The sequence below is a fragment of the Thalassotalea euphylliae genome (genome assembly GCF_003390395.1).
GTDB classification, from domain to species: Bacteria; Pseudomonadota; Gammaproteobacteria; order Enterobacterales; family Alteromonadaceae; genus Thalassotalea_F; species Thalassotalea_F euphylliae_C.
In genome coordinates this window covers 2,513,022-2,531,182 of the sequence record NZ_QUOV01000001.1, presented here as the reverse complement: position 1 = coordinate 2,531,182, position 18,161 = coordinate 2,513,022, and the positions used below count along the sequence as shown (strand labels likewise).

The 18,161-nt window shown below is 42.7% G+C and carries 16 protein-coding genes; 8 read left to right on the top strand and 8 right to left on the bottom strand.

The annotated features are described in order from the left end of the window. Window positions 1-2: 2 nt before the first annotated feature. The 4 genes from maiA to DXX92_RS11250 all read right to left on the bottom strand — a co-directional run bounded on the left by maiA (window position 3) and on the right by DXX92_RS11250 (window position 4,001). The gene (maiA, locus tag DXX92_RS11265) at window positions 3-650 is read right to left on the bottom strand and encodes a maleylacetoacetate isomerase (RefSeq protein WP_116000531.1); all 648 of its coding nucleotides are present in this window, start codon (window positions 648-650) and stop codon (window positions 3-5) included. A 50-nt stretch (window positions 651-700) separates the two neighbouring features. Next, complete coding sequence (gene fahA / locus DXX92_RS11260; RefSeq protein ID WP_116000530.1) at window positions 701-2,023, bottom strand: fumarylacetoacetase; 1,323 nt, start codon at window positions 2,021-2,023, stop codon at window positions 701-703. A gap of 67 nt (window positions 2,024-2,090) precedes the next feature. After that, window positions 2,091-3,407 (bottom strand): homogentisate 1,2-dioxygenase, encoded by a 1,317-nt coding sequence (gene hmgA, locus DXX92_RS11255; protein ID WP_116002396.1) that lies wholly within the window; start codon window positions 3,405-3,407, stop codon window positions 2,091-2,093. Between the two features lie 126 nt (window positions 3,408-3,533). After that, window positions 3,534-4,001, bottom strand: coding sequence for a MarR family winged helix-turn-helix transcriptional regulator (locus DXX92_RS11250; protein ID WP_116000529.1), 468 nt, complete (start codon window positions 3,999-4,001; stop codon window positions 3,534-3,536). A 225-nt stretch (window positions 4,002-4,226) separates the two neighbouring features. Between DXX92_RS11250 and DXX92_RS11245 the strand changes: the two genes are divergently transcribed. Continuing rightward, complete coding sequence (locus DXX92_RS11245; RefSeq protein WP_116000528.1) at window positions 4,227-4,517, top strand: hypothetical protein; 291 nt, start codon at window positions 4,227-4,229, stop codon at window positions 4,515-4,517. Window positions 4,518-4,530: 13 nt separating this feature from the next. Here the strand turns inward: DXX92_RS11245 and DXX92_RS11240 are convergent, their stop codons facing one another. Beyond that, window positions 4,531-5,580 (bottom strand): AraC family transcriptional regulator, encoded by a 1,050-nt coding sequence (locus DXX92_RS11240; RefSeq protein ID WP_116000527.1) that lies wholly within the window; start codon window positions 5,578-5,580, stop codon window positions 4,531-4,533. Between the two features lie 174 nt (window positions 5,581-5,754). On the opposite strand from DXX92_RS11240, the gene DXX92_RS11235 reads away from it, so the two are divergent. The 4 genes from DXX92_RS11235 (at window position 5,755) to DXX92_RS11220 (ending at window position 8,314) form a co-directional block, all read left to right on the top strand. Further along, window positions 5,755-6,930 carry an alkane 1-monooxygenase gene (locus tag DXX92_RS11235; RefSeq protein ID WP_116000526.1) on the top strand — a complete coding sequence of 392 codons (1,176 nt, stop codon included), beginning with the start codon at window positions 5,755-5,757 and terminating at the stop codon, window positions 6,928-6,930. A 421-nt stretch (window positions 6,931-7,351) separates the two neighbouring features. Continuing rightward, complete coding sequence (locus DXX92_RS11230) at window positions 7,352-7,573, top strand: hypothetical protein (protein ID WP_116000525.1); 222 nt, start codon at window positions 7,352-7,354, stop codon at window positions 7,571-7,573. Between the two features lie 68 nt (window positions 7,574-7,641). Beyond that, window positions 7,642-7,914: a hypothetical protein gene (locus DXX92_RS11225; RefSeq protein WP_116000524.1), complete on the top strand. Its 273-nt coding sequence runs from the start codon at window positions 7,642-7,644 to the stop codon at window positions 7,912-7,914. Then, on the top strand, window positions 7,904-8,314 hold the full coding sequence (locus DXX92_RS11220; RefSeq protein WP_220347648.1) for a DUF6176 family protein: 411 nt from the start codon (window positions 7,904-7,906) through the stop codon (window positions 8,312-8,314). The genes DXX92_RS11225 and DXX92_RS11220 overlap by 11 nt, the downstream gene beginning before the upstream one ends. Here DXX92_RS11220 and DXX92_RS11215 read toward each other — a convergent pair. Further along, window positions 8,289-8,744 carry a DUF6436 domain-containing protein gene (locus tag DXX92_RS11215; protein ID WP_147301953.1) on the bottom strand — a complete coding sequence of 152 codons (456 nt, stop codon included), beginning with the start codon at window positions 8,742-8,744 and terminating at the stop codon, window positions 8,289-8,291. The genes DXX92_RS11220 and DXX92_RS11215 overlap by 26 nt on opposite strands. A 123-nt stretch (window positions 8,745-8,867) precedes the next feature. After that, window positions 8,868-10,148 carry a methyl-accepting chemotaxis protein gene (locus tag DXX92_RS11210; RefSeq protein ID WP_181901746.1) on the bottom strand — a complete coding sequence of 427 codons (1,281 nt, stop codon included), beginning with the start codon at window positions 10,146-10,148 and terminating at the stop codon, window positions 8,868-8,870. Between the two features lie 436 nt (window positions 10,149-10,584). Between DXX92_RS11210 and DXX92_RS11205 the strand changes: the two genes are divergently transcribed. Then, entirely contained in the window at window positions 10,585-12,225 is a 1,641-nt protein-coding gene (locus tag DXX92_RS11205; protein WP_181901745.1) for a response regulator, read from the top strand. Between the two features lie 100 nt (window positions 12,226-12,325). Here DXX92_RS11205 and DXX92_RS11200 read toward each other — a convergent pair whose 3' ends face one another. Further along, window positions 12,326-13,366, bottom strand: a complete 1,041-nt coding sequence (locus DXX92_RS11200; RefSeq protein WP_116000520.1) for a hypothetical protein — start codon at window positions 13,364-13,366, stop codon at window positions 12,326-12,328. A 580-nt stretch (window positions 13,367-13,946) separates the two neighbouring features. Here DXX92_RS11200 and DXX92_RS11195 point away from each other — a divergent pair. After that, the gene (locus DXX92_RS11195; RefSeq protein WP_181901744.1) at window positions 13,947-17,078 is read left to right on the top strand and encodes an ExeM/NucH family extracellular endonuclease; all 3,132 of its coding nucleotides are present in this window, start codon (window positions 13,947-13,949) and stop codon (window positions 17,076-17,078) included. Between the two features lie 117 nt (window positions 17,079-17,195). Continuing rightward, a complete protein-coding gene (locus DXX92_RS11190; protein ID WP_116000518.1) occupies window positions 17,196-17,810 on the top strand; it encodes a hypothetical protein in 615 nt (204 codons plus the stop codon). The last annotated feature ends 351 nt before the right edge of the window (window positions 17,811-18,161 follow it).

Genomic DNA, 18,161 nt, shown 5'->3' with positions numbered 1-18,161 from the left:
TCCTAGCCTGCATCAGGCTGATTGGCTGGTTGCGCATCAATAAACGCAGGTAACGTATTACAATGCTGGTAAATCGCCATAATACGTGGAAACGCAGTCATATCGACGTCAAATCGAAGCGCATTAAATACCTGTGGTATCAAATAGATATCAGCTAGAGTGAGCTGTTCACCAAAACAAAAGTTACCTTTGTGCTTGTTCTGGTTATCTACAAGCTGGGGTTCTAACGCACTAAAGCCCGTGGTTATCCAGTGGTGCAGCCAAGCCAATTTTCCTTCGCTGCCACCACCGAGCTCGTCAGCAACATAGTTAAGTACACGCAAGTTGCAAATTGGGTGAATATCGCAAGCGATTTGGTTACACCAACTGCGCACAGTTGCGCGCTCCAGTGCACTAATGGGCAATAGTGGTGTGCCAGGAAAGGTTTCTTCTAACCACTCCAGAATCGCTGGCGACTGGCTGAGCATTTCGTCATTATCGGTTTTTAGGCTAGGCACTAGCCCTTGCGGATTCAGTGCCAAGTAGTCTGCTGATTTGTGCTCGCCTTTTAGCAAGTTAACTGGCACTTGTTGATAGCTAATGCCTTTAACATTGAGTGCAATTCGCAGTCGATACGCTGCCGATGAACGAAAATAAGAATAAAGCTCCATGGGAACATCCTTCGCTATGTGCTGACAAAAAGTTAACGTTTTGCTGGCGCTTATGCAGGCACTTTTGCTGGCGTTCTTGCAGGAAGTATCGTACTGCTTACTTCACCAAAACCAATGCGCTTCGCGCCAGTTTTTACACAGTAACCACGCATAATGACGGTATCGCCATCTTCCAAGAAAGTGCGAGACTCGCCATTGGCTAAGGTGATTGGTTGTTTGCCACCATGCGTTAATTCCAGTAATGAGCCAGCTTCTGCTTTTTCAGGGCCAGATTGGGTACCAGTACCTAACAAGTCGCCGGCTTGCAGGTTACAACCGTTGACGCTGTGGTGCGCTACCATCTGCGCTACTGTCCAATAAGAATGTTTAAAATTAGACGTCGACACATGGTTTTCTTCGGCTGAATTTGACGTTTTTAATAGACAATCAAGTGTGACATTAAATTGGCCTGCCGCTGAGTTTTGCACAGAGGTTAAATACTCCATTGGCTGCGGATCTGCTTCGTTTCTAGTGAATGCTTCACGAAACGGTGCTAATGCTTCTGTGGTTACAATCCATGGTGAAATAGTTGATGCAAAGCTTTTCGCTAAAAATGGTCCTAGTGGCTGGTATTCCCATGCTTGAATGTCGCGTGCTGACCAATCGTTAAACAAACAAAGGCCAAATACATGATCTTCGGCGTTGTTGATGCTTATGCGCTCGCCAAGCTGATTACCTTGGCCGATAAAAATCCCCATTTCCACTTCGTAATCTAGGCGTCTACAAGGGCCGAAGCTTGGCTCTGTGGCATCAGGGGCTTTGGTTTGTCCACACGGGCGAGGGAAGGTTTGGCCACTTACATCAATGCTTGATGCACGGCCGTGATAACCAATAGGCACCCATTTATAGTTTGGCAGCAATGGGTTATCTGGTCTAAATAACGAGCCAACCGCGGTTGCATGGTGAATAGACGAGTAGAAATCGGTGTAGTCGTGAATATGACAAGGCAGCTGGTACTGAGCATCTTGCTGAGCGACTAAACAGGCTTCCACTTGGCTTTGCTCGCTGGCACCCGAGCGTAGGGCTTTTGAAAGTGCTAAACGCAACGCGCTCCAAGCGGTTTTGCCCATCTCCATAAACTCGTTAAGTTGCGGTTTCGCCGCAGCAACTAGTGACTGTTGAGCAAGCCCAGAGAAGATATCCAGCTCTGCTAATGCCGCAAGGTCAACAATCTGATCACCAATGGCAACGCCTCCGCGATAGGCTTGGTCTGTACCTGATGTTCTAAAACTGGCAAATGGTAAGTTTTGAATTGGAAAGTCGGTACCGTCGCTATTCGCGGCTTCAACCCAACTGGTTAACGCAATATCATGTGTTTCGTTTAATTGGTTCATTTTCTGCTCTGTTTGTTCTCAGTGTGCTCTGATGATTAATTTGTATTTGTTTATCTATAAATCAAGATTAAGCTTGGCCTGTGTAGAACTTTTTCAGTCCTTGCCAGCAGTCTAAGTAATCGTTTTGTTTGGCAGGCGTTGCCAACGCAAATTTAGTCGGTGTAATGACATAGCGCGACTCAAACATAAAAGCCAAGGTGTTTTCATAACGTTTGGGTTCAAGTTTGGCGTTAGATGCAGCCTCGAAAACATCTGCCTCTGGGCCGTGGGGTGTCATGCAATTGTGTAAACTCATGCCGCCAGGCTCAAAGCCTTTTTCTTTGGCGTCGTAAACACCTTCAATTAGCCCCATAAACTCGCTCATAATATTGCGGTGATAGTAGGGCGGTCGGAAGGTATCCTCAGCTACCATCCAGCGCGGCGGAAAGATAACAAAATCAACATTAGCCGTGCCGGCGGTGCCAGACGGTGAAGTTAACACGGTAAATATCGACGGATCAGGATGATCATAGCTAACGGTATTGATGGTATTAAACTTGGCTAAGTCGTATTTGTAGGGAGCTGAATTACCCACCCAAGCGACAACGTCTAGCGGGGAATGATCGAGGTTGGCACTAAATAAGTTACCTGCAAACTTCGCCACTAACTCAAAGTTATCGTCAATATCTTCAAACCAAGCTATGGGGTACTCAAAGTCTCGCTCGTTGGCGTAACCGTTAGCCCCCACAGGACCGCGCTCAGGAAGCTCAAGCGGCGCACCGTAATTTTCACAAATATAGCCGCGGGCATTACCCTCTGGAAGTGTGATTTTAAATTTAATACCGCGCGGAATAACGAGGATTTCACCGGGTTTGACTAGCAACTTGCCTAGCTCGGTATAAGCCAGCAATTGCCCTTGCTGGGGAACAATTAGAAGCTCACCATCAGCATTGTAGAAAAAGCGCTTGTCCATATTGGCGTTCGCGCAATACACATGAATACCAATACCTGTTTGCGTATTAGCATCGCCATTGGCGGCAATCGTCGTTAAGCCATCAATAAAATCCGTTGGTTCACTGGGCATTGGTAGCGCATCCCAGCGCATCACATTGGGTGGGGCTGCCACTTCAGTGATTGGCGCGGTGCGAATCAAGCCATTGTCAATGGGCGTAAAATCGCCCATGGCGATAGAAGGGCGAATGCGATAGGTCCATGTGCGGCGGTTTTTATCGCGCGGCGCAGTAAACGCCGTGCTGTTAAATTGCTCCGCATACAAACCGTATTTGACCTTTTGCGGACTAAACTGTCCTTTGGGTAATGCACCAGGCAAAGCCTCGGTTTCATGTTCGTTGCCAAAGCCGCATAGATAAGTCAGCTCCTTATGCTCCTGTTTTGACTTGTTCATTGTTGTTTCCATCTAGTTCCCCGCAGCTAGCAGTCTGTTTAACTGCTAGCTTATTTATTACTTTTTTGATGAATCAGCGATTTGTTGTTTTTGTTTTCGATTTTGTTTGTAGTTTTGTTTTTGTCGCTATAGAGCGGTTAGCTCTGTTTGCATTTTTGCCAAAAGCTTTTTAGTGAGCGTTGTTAACTGTTTTTGCTCTTGTTCAGTAAGCAGTTGCAAAATTTGCTGCTGGGCATATCGGACCTCAGGCACGATAGCTTGATAACGTTCAAGGCCTTTACCTGTCAGGGTAAAGTGGGTAAAACGCATATCGCTGGTACTTTGCCGACGTGTAACAAGCTTGGCTGCTTCTAATTGTTTTAGCGCACGGCTTACAGGCATTTTTGCTAATTGGGTAAAAGCACAAATGTCTTTTGCCGAAACTTTTGACTTGTTATCTTCGCTACTGTGCATTGCCAATACCGCCAGTATTCGCCATTCGTTGCGACTCATGCCAAATGCTTTTCGATAGTAAGCGCCGACGTGATCACTGACGTGGCTTTGTAAAATTGATAATTGATAAGGAAAGAAGTCAGTTAAATCTAGCGGTTGCATTGACGAGAATAACGCAAAATAAAGTTGTGCTTTGATACTAGTAACAATTGTTACTAAGTGGAAGTGGGTGAAGTTTAGCCTGTATTTTCATCTGTAAATTAGGTTTTACAACCTTTGTAAAGTTTCAAGTTCTTCAAGCGATAATTGTACTTTGTGGACTTACTCATTTTTTAATGAAACTTAGGCTTTGAAAATTAATCACTTAACGCATAATAAGAAATGAATATGGAAATCATAGCTATCGACTTTTATCTTATGAGCAATTCTTATGAGCAATTTTTATGGGCAATGGAGAGTAAAGTGAGCAATCAATCGAATAAAACAAATCACAAAACTGAGAATAAACCAAAGTTGAAAGAGTCTAACGATCCAATGGACTTAATAAGAATGCAGACAGAGGTTGGTTTGTTTGAATCTATGGCACAGTCAAAAACATTAACGATTATAGTGATATTGGCGATTATGTTCTTTGGTGGTTTTTTCTTCTTTCTCTATAAAATGGCTGGCGCAGCTTAATACCAGCAATACACTAATTGACATGCTGTCGCCGAAATTGTGATGGCGTACAACCCATCCAACCTTTAAATACTCGCGCAAAGTTGGAAGTATCGATAAACCCAACGGCTTCGGCGATGGATTCAATTGACGTTTCACTATTTTGCAATTGCCAGCAAGCCAGCTCTGCTCTTACTTCGTTGAGCAGCGCTTGAAAGCTGGTATGTTCACTTTTTAGCTTTCTGATCAAAGTACTCACTGATACCCCCATCGCTTTAGCGGCTTGTGCTTGTGAGCTGTAAAGCGGGCTAACGCTAAATAAATGGTTTTTAATGCGCTCAGAAAAGTCACCCCCTTGCTCACGTATCGCAATTAACTGATGGCATTCACGTAGTGCGTTGCGATAGGCGTAGTCATCTGCGGTAAGTGAGTGGGTATTTAGCAATTGTTGGGGTATTTCGACAAAAAAATGCTCGCTGCTAAATGTGTAATTAAATTCGGGAAAGAGCTCATAATATTTCGCTGACCACTCGGGTTCTACATATGGCAAGGACACTGGAATATTTGCTGCTTTTTTACCTGTCGTTTTTTCAACTATGTCGCAGAATGAGCCGAGCAACATGGGATACATCACTTGCGTAAGTTCTTGCAATGGTGACGATTCACGTATGGTGAATCGTGCGCCAAAATCTGTGTGTTGATACTCAAAATTATACAAAGTAATACGTGTTGCCATTGCTTGTTCAATGAGTTTAAAGGCACTTTTTACTGTTGGCGCAGTAACTGCACCATAACCTAATGACCCATGCACTGAAATTGGCAGCAAACGCGCCACTTCAAGGCCAAGCCAAGGCTTTTTCATGATGGCCAGCGCATTTAACACAATACGCCTAAACTGCTCAAAACTGATAAAGCGTTGCTGTTCTAGCAATGTCTGCCAGTTGAGGGTACTGCCGAGAAACAAGCGATCGATAGCAAAGCCATTATTTTTAATGTAGGCGCATAAAATTCTGGCATAGCTTGGGTGTATTGATGGCTGTAGCCACCAATTTTCACTGTCTAGTTTATTGATATCGCTTGTCATTACCCAAGCTCCTTATTTGCTTTTTCGACAGCATGAATGCTTTGATAATTTCGTATTATTTGTCATCAAATTGACAAAATATGACGATTACGCGTGAATTTCAACGGTTATTTTGTGAGCAGAAATGGTGTTTTATAGTGCAATGATAAAAATAACTCGATAAGAGAGTAGGGTATGAACCTTAGACACACTTTTGTTGCCGATAACGGCGAAGTGTATATCGATAAAAAACGCTATATGTGGTTACTTTCCTTGCTAACACCGCTTATTGCGGTGGTTGGTCCCTTGCTATTTTTGCGCTATGAAAGTGAGTGGTATTTATGGGTTTTCTTGCCTATTTGGTATCTTGCTTTTCCATTAATGGATTTTCTCATGGGAGAAGATACCAGTAACCCTCCAGAGTCAGTAATACCCAAGCTTGAAGCTGATAATTATTATCGCATTATCACCTTGCTGCACGTGCCACTCGTTATCGCCACCTTTATTTTTTTAGGTTGGTTTGTTGCGCATCATGAGCTATCACCCTCCGGCTATTTAGCAGCGGCTTTGCTCTCTGGCTATATTGGCGGTCATGGCTTAAACATAGGCCACGAATTAGGGCACAAGCGTTACAAGTTCGATCGGTGGATGTCGAAAATCGTGTTGGCGCCGGCGGCGTATGGTCATTTTTTTATTGAGCATAATCGCGGTCATCACAAACACGTGGCGACGCCTGAAGATCCAGCTTCGGCAAAAATGGGCGAGAGTATTTATCGGTTTGCACTTAGAGAATTACCAGGTGGCTTTTTACGTGCTTATCGTGTTGAGCATGAGCGGTTGATTAAAAAAGGGCTATCACCTTGGACGCTGAAAAATGAGTTTATTCAAACCATGCTGATGACCATCAGCTGTTATTTGGCGATGGCGGTTTGGCTAGGTGTTTCAGTCATCCCTTATTTGTTAATCGCTGCATTTTGGTCAATGTGGCAATTAACAACGGCAAATTATATTGAGCACTATGGTCTTAAACGTAAAAAGTTGGCTTCGGGTCGTTATGAAAAGCCGCAACCGAAACACAGTTGGAACAGTAATCATATTTTTTCAAACTGGGCGTTGTTTCATTTACAGAGGCATTCAGACCATCATGCCAATGCCGCGCGCAGCTATCAGTCACTAAGACATTTTGAAGATTTACCCTCACTGCCCAACGGTTATTTTGGTATGTATATTGTCGCTTTTATTCCGTGGCTGTGGTTTAAGGTGATGGATAAACGCTTGGTTGCCATCACAGGGCAAAAATTAGAGGAGATCAATATTTTGCCAAGTAAACAGGAAACCTTGGTAAGCAAATACGGTTTACAGTCAGCCTAGTGGGCGATATGCTGGGACACTATTCATCTGTGTGCTTTACAGCTATTAGGTGAAATATAAAATGAATTAAAAATTAGGGCGTGTTGATCTTTCAGGGTTGTTTTTGCAGCAGTCTGTTTGGGTTTTATACAAGGCGGCACTTGTGCAGTGTAGTCATTCTCCATAAATAAGTGCCAACACAGTAGAAAATTCAAACAGACGCTGCCCTTTTGTTTTAATAGATGGTGTTCATCTAAACGCTTCCTGCTCATTGTTGCTCGCATTTTACATACGACTGCATGGATGCAGGAGGTAGAGCGACTCAGGAGATAAAGCCGAGAACGACTATGCGACAAAGCGAGCACCGCGATCAGAAAGCGTTTAGATTGAACAAAATTCAATCTCGAAAGATCAACACGCCCTAAGTAAAAAGGAATTTATCTTGGGTGAATTAATTATTTCGCCAATTATCATTTTTGTTCTGTTGCTCTTGTTAACAGTTGCTCCTTGGGTGCTGGCGTTGATGTCCAAAAGAGCGCGAGGCGCAGATAAATTAATATGGTTTTTATCAGCGTTTGTTGCTTCTTGGTTAGGTTATTTCGCTTTCTATTATCTTGTATTACAGGGTCGCGATATTGCTGATAAAAACGCTACCATCGATTAATCATCACTGTTTAGCTCAAGTAAAAATTGTAGTACCTTCGTTTAAGTAAACCAGTAATTTTCGACTTTATGAATAAAAACACTATTCCCCATTTTATTGGCGTGATCGCCAGCGTGATCGTGATCGCTCTCCTCGTTAATTTTACAATCGTAGATGATTGTTTGAATAAAGGCGGTGCCTTTAGTTATGAAACAGGGCAGTGTCTATTAGCTAATCAAGAGATCTATGTGGCAAGCTATCACACTTACCTCGTTGCCCTGTATTTCTTTATCGGCGTTACGGTTGCGTTTTATGTGTCTAAGTTAGTTCGCAAAATATTGAGCAAGAGCGGTGGAATCTAAGCTATTAAAAATAAAGCTGAAAGCGGGATCGAAAGCAGATTTAGATAGGTTAGTGGCTTATATGCGAGAAAATATTAAGCACCCTCGTGATGAAATGTCACAAAAAGGCTACTTTTGGGACTCTGTTTTTGTTGAGCAAAGTGACAAGGTAGACTTGCTCTATATTGTGATTAAATCAGAAGACTTTTCACAAATTATGGTCGATGAAAGCGAGCTATCGCTAACACCATTTCGCCAAGTATATGATGACTTTAAAGCAAAGTGCTGGCTGCCTGAGCCTTATGAAGATTTGGAACCTGTATTTGCTTTAATTCAGCGATGCACTTCTCAAACAATTAAAAGCCAATACTTTAGCTATGATGCCGAGCTTGCGTTTAGGTTTGGCAATAACAGCCTTTAGCATCACTGACAACTAGATTCGCGGCATAGCCTTTTTGTAGATTGCTCAACACCGTTTGGGCAAAGCCATTGGTTTGCGAACATGCGATACCTTCGCCATAAGGCCCAAAGTACACCAACTGTCCTTTATCAATAATTGCTACTGCGGGTGTTGATGGTACAAGGGCTTGAAGTTGCCCTTTAAGTGTTAGCTGCTCAATGGCAAAGTTGTCACTTAGCGCTTGTTTGTTAATGGCATTAATGTGCCGTTCGCTAACCGCATTGCAGTGACAGCCCTCTTGCTTGAAGTGAACGATGGCACGTTCACTTGCATTAAACTCAGGTGCTTTCTGCCAGTTAGCTAACACTTCTTGATGGGATAGGGCGACTAAGGAACGATTTGGGTCAAACTCTACCACTCGCTGGTTGATCAAGTACGCGAAGCTGATCATAGTGATAAGCACCCAGCTTATCACTATGATTATCTGACGTTTTTTAATGGTCACTTTTTGCTAAAAGCCTTGTTTGCAAACCTAATCACTTGACCTGCACTGAGCCTTTGTTAACACCAGCGTTTACTTAAAGCGCGTGATGCAGTCAGCCAGTGACTTAGCCACATGGTCAACAGATAGCGCTTCGTTCGCTAGTAGCAGAATTTTTTCCTGATCTTGTTGTGCGGTTGCACGCAGGGTTTCAGCACTTTGCGCAATACCATCAGTTGTTGATGATTGCTCTTCCACGGCTGCAGCAACACTCATTGATATCGCACTGGCTTGCTCAACCATGTTGGCAACTTCCGCGATTTGGTCGCGCGCAGTATGAGTTTTATCAATGACTGATTGGACGATATCTATACTTGAAGCCATCGCGTCAGTGGTTGACTGTGAATAGCCTTTGAGCAAGTTAAGTGTTTCACTGATTTTGTCGGTACTTTCTTTGGTGCGATTAGCTAAGGCACGCACTTCATCAGCAACTACTGCGAAGCCGCGACCTTGTTCACCGGCACGTGCCGCTTCAATCGCTGCGTTAAGTGCTAGCAGGTTGGTTTGATCAGCAATCCCCGTGATTTCTGACAACACCGTTGCAATCGCTTCTGTTGAGTTTGCCAATTCAACAACGTGATCATTGGTTTGTTGCAGAGCAGTGGTTAATGCTTCAGTTTGTTGGTTGATACCAGAAATATCGTCGTTAGTGGATTGCGTACTAGCGTTAGCAGACTGCATTTGATCGCTTAGCTGGTTGCTCTCTTGAGCAATTGATTGCACGGTAACAGCCATTTCTTCTGCAGCAGTGGCGATCATCTCAGTTTCTTGTTGGCGTTGGCGTGACGATTGTTCCAATTCTTTCTTTGCGCTCACTAAATTACTGGCATTCTGAGTTAGCTCCATCACTTGCATTTGTGCGTGGCTGATAAGTTCAGATATCACTTTTAATAAGCCATTAAAGCTTGCCAGTGTTTTGTTATTACCACTGGTGTGCATTGATAAATCAATCGCTTGCTCATCTGCTGTCAGCTTTTCCGTTACGTCGCAAAGTTCATGGCCTGTGGCACTTTCTTTGGCCATTGATTTTGCCATATAACCTGCAATGAAAGCTTCGGTTATGGCATAAACCGCATGAATCAAGACGGTTGTAAAGGCAAGCCTGTCTTCGTCAAAAATATACACACCAGCATTGCTTGACTGCATAAAGTAAAACGCAAAATGATGAATAGCTACACAACTAATAGCCGTAATAAAAATACGCCAATCTTGGAACGCGATCAGGAAAGCCATCAAAATAAAGATTTCAAAGTGGACTTCAATCAAGCCATAAGTTTGGTGGATGTGTAGCGCGGCAAAAATCATAACTGCCATAGCACAAACATGCCTTGTTAATGCTGAATTAGGCGCGCTGTTTAAAAAGTACAGTGGAACTAACATCGCTGGTAAGCCAATTAAAAAGGCAGAAAGAAATGACTGGTATACAAAGCCCAATACAATGCTTTCGATAAATAAAGCTACAACGAGTTAGCTAAATAGTTTATTTATGTTATTCATAGAATCCCCACGATTAGAGTGATTCCAGTATTTTTATTATGCCCTTCACTGGGCAATCACTGCTACTAACTGAACTTAATGTTGTTAGTGTGAATAATAGACGATTGTAAAAAGGGCGTGAATTCTATGTAGGTTAAGTGTTAAATGCAATATAAATTTGATGTTAATCAGCAAGTAGTTAGCGAGTTTGTTACTATAGTGTCGCTATAAAAATTTCCCCTGAACAAAACAGTCATTCAAACGAGCCGTAATTTTGGATAAAGAGTTAAAAAACGCATTGGAGCACTTTGACCAGCTAAATGTACTTATCATAGAAGATAATACACTGGTTCATGGCTTACTCACTGACGCTCTATACGAGCTAGGCATAAAAGAAATTCGCTGCGCGCAAAACGCCTATTATGGCTTGCGTTTGTGTGAAGAAATGCATTTTCATATTGTGATTTGTTCATTCAATGTGCAAAGCGATAAAGACGGTTTTCATCTGTTAGAAGAACTAAAGTTTCGCGGTTTTGTAAAGAAAAGCACGGTATTAATATTCCTGAGCGCTGAAACCAGCGAAACCCTTGTTAATTCTATAGTTGAGTTACAACCAGATGATTTCTGGGTGAAACCCTTGTCGGCTAGCAATGTTAAAAAACGTTTAACCTACGCACTGCAAATTAAGCGCAAGCTATTTAATATCTATCAAGCCGTTGATAATAAAAACAGTTCAAAGGCTATTTATTACGCTGACCGTTATTTACTGGACGCTAGTTTAGAAAAATATTTCCCTAGTATTTTACGAATGAAGGGCGATTCTTTCTTACAGCTTCGAGAATTTTCAGAAGCAGAACGCTTTTTTAAGGAGCTTTTGAATACCTACCAATATTCATGGGTGTACTTGGGCTATGTTAAAGCATTGCTAAAACAAGGGCGAATTGATGAGATTCAACAGTTGCTGGCTGAGCTAACTGGCAAGCCTGATACCCGTTTTGCTACCCATGATATGCTTGCACAGTATTACATTGAGCAAGAAAATTACGCGCAGGCATATGACGAAATAAAACTGGCGCGTGAACTTGCACCGCGCAATATTGAGCGCAACAAAAAATATTGGGATCTTGCCCGTTTAAATCATGATCACTTAGGTCAATACCAAGCGACAAAATCGATAGCAACTTATGCTAAAAATTCAGTGCATGACTCGCCGCGACTATTGCTGAATGTGATTCGTGCCGGCATTGATTTAGCCTGTACCTTAGCTGATAGCAGCAGTGAAAAAGTGCTACAAGAGTCAGAGCGTTATATTAAACGCTTGCAGGAACACCAAGAGTTCGGTGAATTCAAAGAACAGCTTTTGGTTGCACAAGCTCGTATTCTTAATGTTCGTAAGCAGAATGAACTGGCAGAGCGTTTAGTTGAAACTCATTTATCGTTGCGTACTAGCACGGATATCGAAGACAATTTAGATAAAGTTAAAGTATTTCACGAGCTCGGTATGCGTGAAGAAGCTATCACCATTTTGCAAGCGATTAGCAATCAAATTGCTGGCGAGAACTTAACAAGCCAAGTGGTTAGCAAATACGTTGAACAGGAAATGAAAGAGCGGCAGGAGATATTTTTTACCGCACGCCAGCTGCACGAAATGGCGGTTGAACATTACCAAAAGAAACGTTTAGAACCAGCCCTTACATCACTTATGCAAGCGTTAGAACTTTCGCCGCAAAATAGTAAAATAGCGATCAGCATGCTCAAAGTGTTATTGGCAATGAAGCGTGATCATTTGTTTCAAGATGAACATCAAGCGCTTGCTGAACAAGGCTTTAATATTTTAAACGACCACCACTTTACCGGGTCGTCTCTTGAGGCAGTCAATAAACTAAAAGGCCAGTGGCAAGCCACGTTAAACTAACTTCTGGTAATTCCCGGAAAGGGTTAAAGCTACACCTAATCGAGTATTTTCTAGCTGTGTAGCTTTAACCTTTTACTGACAACACGCCCTAAGCTATCGATTATTTTTTATTGAGTTTTAGTTCTTCTTTAGCGACAAAAAAGAGCCTATCGCTGGCATGCTGAGGCAACAGTGGATTGATGGAAAATAAAAACGTTCCTGGTTGGCAGTATATATAGCCGTCTTCAATTGCCAGAAATTCCTCTAACGCTTGTTCATTTCGCGATTCGCTCTCAAGCAACTCCGATACAGGTTCGGCTGTCCAGCCGATATGCGTTTTTCCATCAAGTTTAGTAAAGTTGCACTGTTTTAACATGTCTTTGAGGGTGATATCGGCGTCACTTGGTTCAGTCCCATAGGCAACGCTTTTATTGGCACTTAGCTTGATCAGTTTTGCGTCGTGAATTACGGCGAGATCACTTGGTAGCTCTCTTAGGCTCAAGTCTTTCTGTTCGATAAAGTCGATTAGCGCAGTTTCTGTGAGATGATTATTTTCAGTAAATTCAGGGTTGCCACATTGAACACTTACGACAGGACAATCAAAATTCTGCTCGAAAAGAGCGCCAAGCCTTAAATCTGACACGACGAGTGTTCTACAAAATAGCGAAGCCAGTGCTAAGTGATCATGGCTCTGTCTTAAACCCATCGCATAAGCTGGACTAGACCCCTGACTATTTTGAAGATCGAGCACTGCAATAGGCTTTACTTGGCGAATGCTTGCTGCAAGCATTTGGGCACGCAAAAAATATTGGCTAAGACTTGTTGAACCAAAACAACGGTCAAGGTTTTTACCTTCAGGCAATGCAACATGACTAAACGCTGGTTCATGGCGAGCGGCTTCAACAGAGGCAACAATAACACGAACGTTTATTTTTAGTTTTTTGAACGCGCTTGCTTTGATTAATTGATGCACGGCATAAAAGCCTGATGGCGAGTTGCCTTGCAAAAGCGTGGTAATGACTCGCCATGGATGGTTTTCGTTGTTAACGAAATCAATAATGCTGGGTGAATCTAGAGACTGTAGCCAAGCCAAAGGCGTTTCTGGAATATCTTCCGCCGTTAAATTTTGAAAGTAAGCTATTTTGCTAAAGTCTATTGTCATGTTTCGCCTCAATAAATATCAGGTTTAACTTTTTATTGTTGGCGAATTACAAGAGGTCGTCGTTCTACCCGCCAAAATTCTATGAACCTAATCTCTGGTTCAAATTAAATCGCGTGGCGGCACACTGCAGCTAATTGCTATGTGCAACCACGTTTCAGCTACTTTGACATTTTTCGCAACGGCGCTTTTTGAGCAAGGTCAATTAAACCTTATCTTTTATACGGATAAGTTTTTCTAACTTATGCTCTGCGTTTTTTTCAATTGTTAGTGTGTTTGAGGTATGAGAAGAATTTCTAGTTACCTCTAGGTTTTGGAAAATTAATTCAATAAAAACAGCGTACTAAATGTTAGGTTTTGACTAAGTGGTGTTTTGTCGATTATTTGTTGTTCGTGAATTGATGATTATTTGGTCGTTAAAAATGTAACCATATGGTTAAATATTTTTCATTTCATTTTTGTGTAACATTATTTTAACATTTATGGGTCAAAATTTGGCTGCTTAAAACTCCGGTTAGGCAAAGATTAGACATATAATTTTACTTAAACAAGCTATCAACGTCCCAAAATGTCCGAGACAATTATGAAACATAATAATGATAAGAAGTTCTCTAAACGCGCAGAATTTAGTGCGCTTAAAAAGGTTTTGCTCGCTGTATTTCCTCTCACTGTCGCTGCTACTTCACTAGCCGAACAGCAAGAAGTTTGGTTAGAAGACTTTAATGATGTAGCAATTGATAATAAAGGTGCGATTTTTAACACCATTGACATGGATAATGTAACCAAGTGGTCAATTGATGTTGGAAATGCCGGATTAGAAAATGAATTTGATTGGTTCAAAGTGACCAATCAACAATTTGAAGGTCGAGACATAGGTGGTGATGCCGCTTGGATGTCAGAAACTATTGCTATCTCAGGTATGACCGATGTGTCGTTCTCAATGTTAGTGAGCGAATCGGGCACCCATGAAACATCAGATTTTGTCGATATTTTTTATGCACTTGATGGTGGTGATTTTGTTCGTGTGGAAAACTGGCAAGACAAGGGCAATGCCAGTCATACGCTAATTGACGACTTTGGTTCGGTTACCGTGTCAGTTGCTTTACCGAATGCAAATTCGTTACAGCTCAAAGTCGTTATGGCTAATAGCTCAGGCTCAGAATACACCCGTCTTGACGATGTACGTGTTGTGGCTGGTGAGCAAAGTGGTGGTGGTGAAGAGCCAGAGCCGACGCCAACACCGGTTAGCCAAGATTTATTCTTTTCTGAGTACGTAGAAGGCAGCAGCTTTAATAAAGCTGTTGAAATTTACAACCCAACCGATGCGACTATTTCGTTAGCCGATTATCAATTCAAGCTTTATTCAAATGGTAGTGCGCAGCCAACTTCGGTCGCTAACTTAAGCGGCGAAATACTACCTGGTGACGTGCTTGTTATCGGCAGTTCGCAAATTCGCGATGATAGTGAACTACTTGGCTATGTTGACGTGCAAGAAAGTGCGGTGAATTTCAACGGTGATGACTATTTTGAGCTGGTTAAGCAAGATCAGGTGATTGATTCGTTTGGTCAACGTGGCGTGCGCGAATCATGGGGGGCGAATAAAACGCTCGTGCGCAAACCTGAGGTGGTGCAGGGGGATAACATTGTTGATGATGCATTTGATCCAGATCAGCAATGGCTAGAATACGATAGTGACACGTTTACGTTTTTAGGTAGTCATAACAGTGATGACGACGGCAGCGGTGGTGACGGTGGCGGTTCAGAACCACCTGCACCTGCTGATTTTGGCCAATGTGGCGACCAGACAACTTTGATTAGTACAATACAAGGTAGCGGAGATGCATCAACATTAGTTAACCAAACTAATATTGTTGAAGCCGTGGTTACGAATGTATTACCCAATTTACAGGGCTTTATCGTACAAGAAGAGCAAGCTGATAACGATGGTGACGAAACCAGCTCTGAAGCACTATTTGTCTTCTTAAATGGCCGCTCAAACTTGCCAACCTTAGGCAATAAAGTTCGCGTTCAGGGTAATGTCAGCGAGTTTTTCAATCGCACGCAATTATCACTGACAGAAGAACACTTAGATTGTGGTCAAGGTGAAACCATTGAGCCAAAAGCCGTTACCTTACCTGTAGCTGATAGCGCAGCGTTTGAAGCGTTAGAAAATATGCTGGTTAGTTTACCGCAGTCATTGTCGGTTACTGATACCTTTAATTTGACGCGCTTTGGCCAATTTGCCGTATCAAATGGACGTTTGTTTATTCCGACCAATGTCTACGCGCCAAGTAGCCCAGAAGCACAAGCCTTAGCAGAGAGAAATAGTCGCAACAAACTGTTGGTTGACGACAAAAACTCACAGCAAAATCCTGCTGTTGTGCCTTATCCAAGCCCTTCGTTAAGTTACAACACGCCTGTTCGCTTGGGTGACAAAGTATCTGGCTTGCAAGGCACATTAGACTTTAGCTTCGGTAACTACCAAATACAACCGACAGCAGCACCGGTATTTTCACCAGCTAACGCGCGAAGTAATGAGGTTATTGCTAGTGCGTCAGATGAGCTTAAAATCGCCAGCTTTAACGTGCTTAACTACTTCAATGGTAATGGTGACGGCACAGGCTTCCCAACCCCTCGTGGGGCTGATAGTGCCGAAGAATTTGAACGCCAGCAAACCAAAATAGTGGCAGCGCTTGCGCAAATTGACGCTGACATATTTGGCTTAATGGAAATTGAAAATGATGGCTTTGGCGATAATTCAGCAATCGCACAATTGGTTCGAGAACTTAACAACCAAGTTGGCGCGAGTACTTATGACTACGTTGCTCTAGACGGCGACGGTATTGGCTCTGATGCAATCGCTGTCGGTATTATTTACAAGCCGAGTGCAGTGACACCTGTTGGCAGTGCGGCCACCATTACTACCACACCATTTGATTTTGGTAACCGTCAACCGCTTGCGCAAACATTTGCATCCAATGTCAATGGTGATGCACAGGAGAGTTTCACTTTCGTTGTTAATCACTTTAAATCTAAAGGTGGCTGTGGCAGTGCATCGGGTGCTAACCAAGATCAAAATGATGGTCAAGGTTGTTGGAATTTACTCCGCACCCAAGCTGCTAATGGCTTACTTGCTTGGTTAGCGACTAATCCAACGGGTATTGCCGATGAAGACGTGTTGATTGTTGGTGATTTAAACTCTTACGGTAAAGAAGACCCAATCACGGCAATAACCAATGCAGGCTACAGCAACTTGTTGTCAACCAAGGTTGGTCCAAGCGCCTACACCTATAGCTTTGGCGGTGAAATTGGCTACCTCGATCACGCCTTAGCATCAGCTTCATTAACTCCACAAGTGCAGCAAGTGCAAGCGTGGCACATCAATGCAGATGAGCCAAGAGCGTTTGATTACAACGAAGAGTTTAAATCGGCAGAGCAGCAAGCCGCTTTCTATGCACCTACTGCATTTCGCGCTTCAGATCACGATCCGGTGATTGTTACTGTGCGCTTGGGTACACAAGTAGATGGCGTGTTAGGCGATTTTGATGGCGACAATGACGTTGACATCAATGATATTCGTGCGCTTTTGGCAGCCATTCGCGCTAACAATATTGATTTAGCAACGCAAGACATTAACCAAGATGGTGTTGTTAATTTCACTGATGTACGCGCCATGTACGGGTTATGCACACGTGCTCGTTGCCGAGCGGAATAAGTCAGTAGAACTTATGTTTACGCGCGGCCCTTATTTAATACCAATAAAAGCGCCGCGCGGATAAAACGAATAAGAACAAAGCAAATTATATAAAAATAAGCAGAATAAGGAAAAACCATGAAAAATTTTACAAAGGTTATCTCAAAAACCTTGCTAACTGCTGTGTTAGCGATTACGTCGCATGCGAGTTTAGCGACCATACTAACTGTTGAAGTTGCCGACCAAGCATACCAAGTGGGTGACTTGGTTACGGCTGACATTGTGATTTCCGATATTGAACAATTGGCTGGTAGCCCGGTGGAAGTTGCCTCTTTTAGTTTAGACTTTTTGTTTGACAGCACTGAGGTTACAAATGCTCAAGTGACATTTGGTAATTTACTCGATCTAGGCGTTTTTGGTTCTAGTCAGTCAGATGTTAATAACGGAGATTCATTAGCCATTGACGAAGTATCGCTTGAAAGTCCTTTTGATTTGTTTTTTGAGCAAAACCTAGTGTCTTCGTTTGTATTAGCGTCAGTTCAATTCGAGTTAACCAGTGCAGGTACTGTGGATTTTTCGCTGGCCAATGTAAGCTTGACTGATGGGTTTGGCACGTCGGGTGTTTTTGCCCCTGCATCACTTGATTTGCGCGGCGCAAGTTTCGCAGTTAGCAGCGCTCAAGTGCCTGTACCAGCAAGCGCGGCATTAATGTTACTGCCGTTACTGTTTCTTGTGAGAAAGCGCGATAGCTAGTTGCTATCGCATATGCGTAAGTAAAACTCACACTTCAAACCGCTATGGTTTAGCCCCTGCATTTTGGGGCTTTTTTATACCCAACTTATTCATTATTCATAGCTAGCTTATGCTAGTGATTTTAGACCTTACTCTGCGTTAGTACCGCCTCGCTATTCTTCCAAACCAGCGTAGTCAGCATTTTTCCCAAAATGACGTAAACAGCAAAAATAAATTTTTATTGCAATATTTAACAACTCCACTGGGTCTTACATCGCAACTGTTTATGAGCTTACAATTGATATGGCCAATGTCTTACATTTTGTATGTGAATAAACCAAAGCCAAATTTAGTTGATCCAGATCAAAGTTC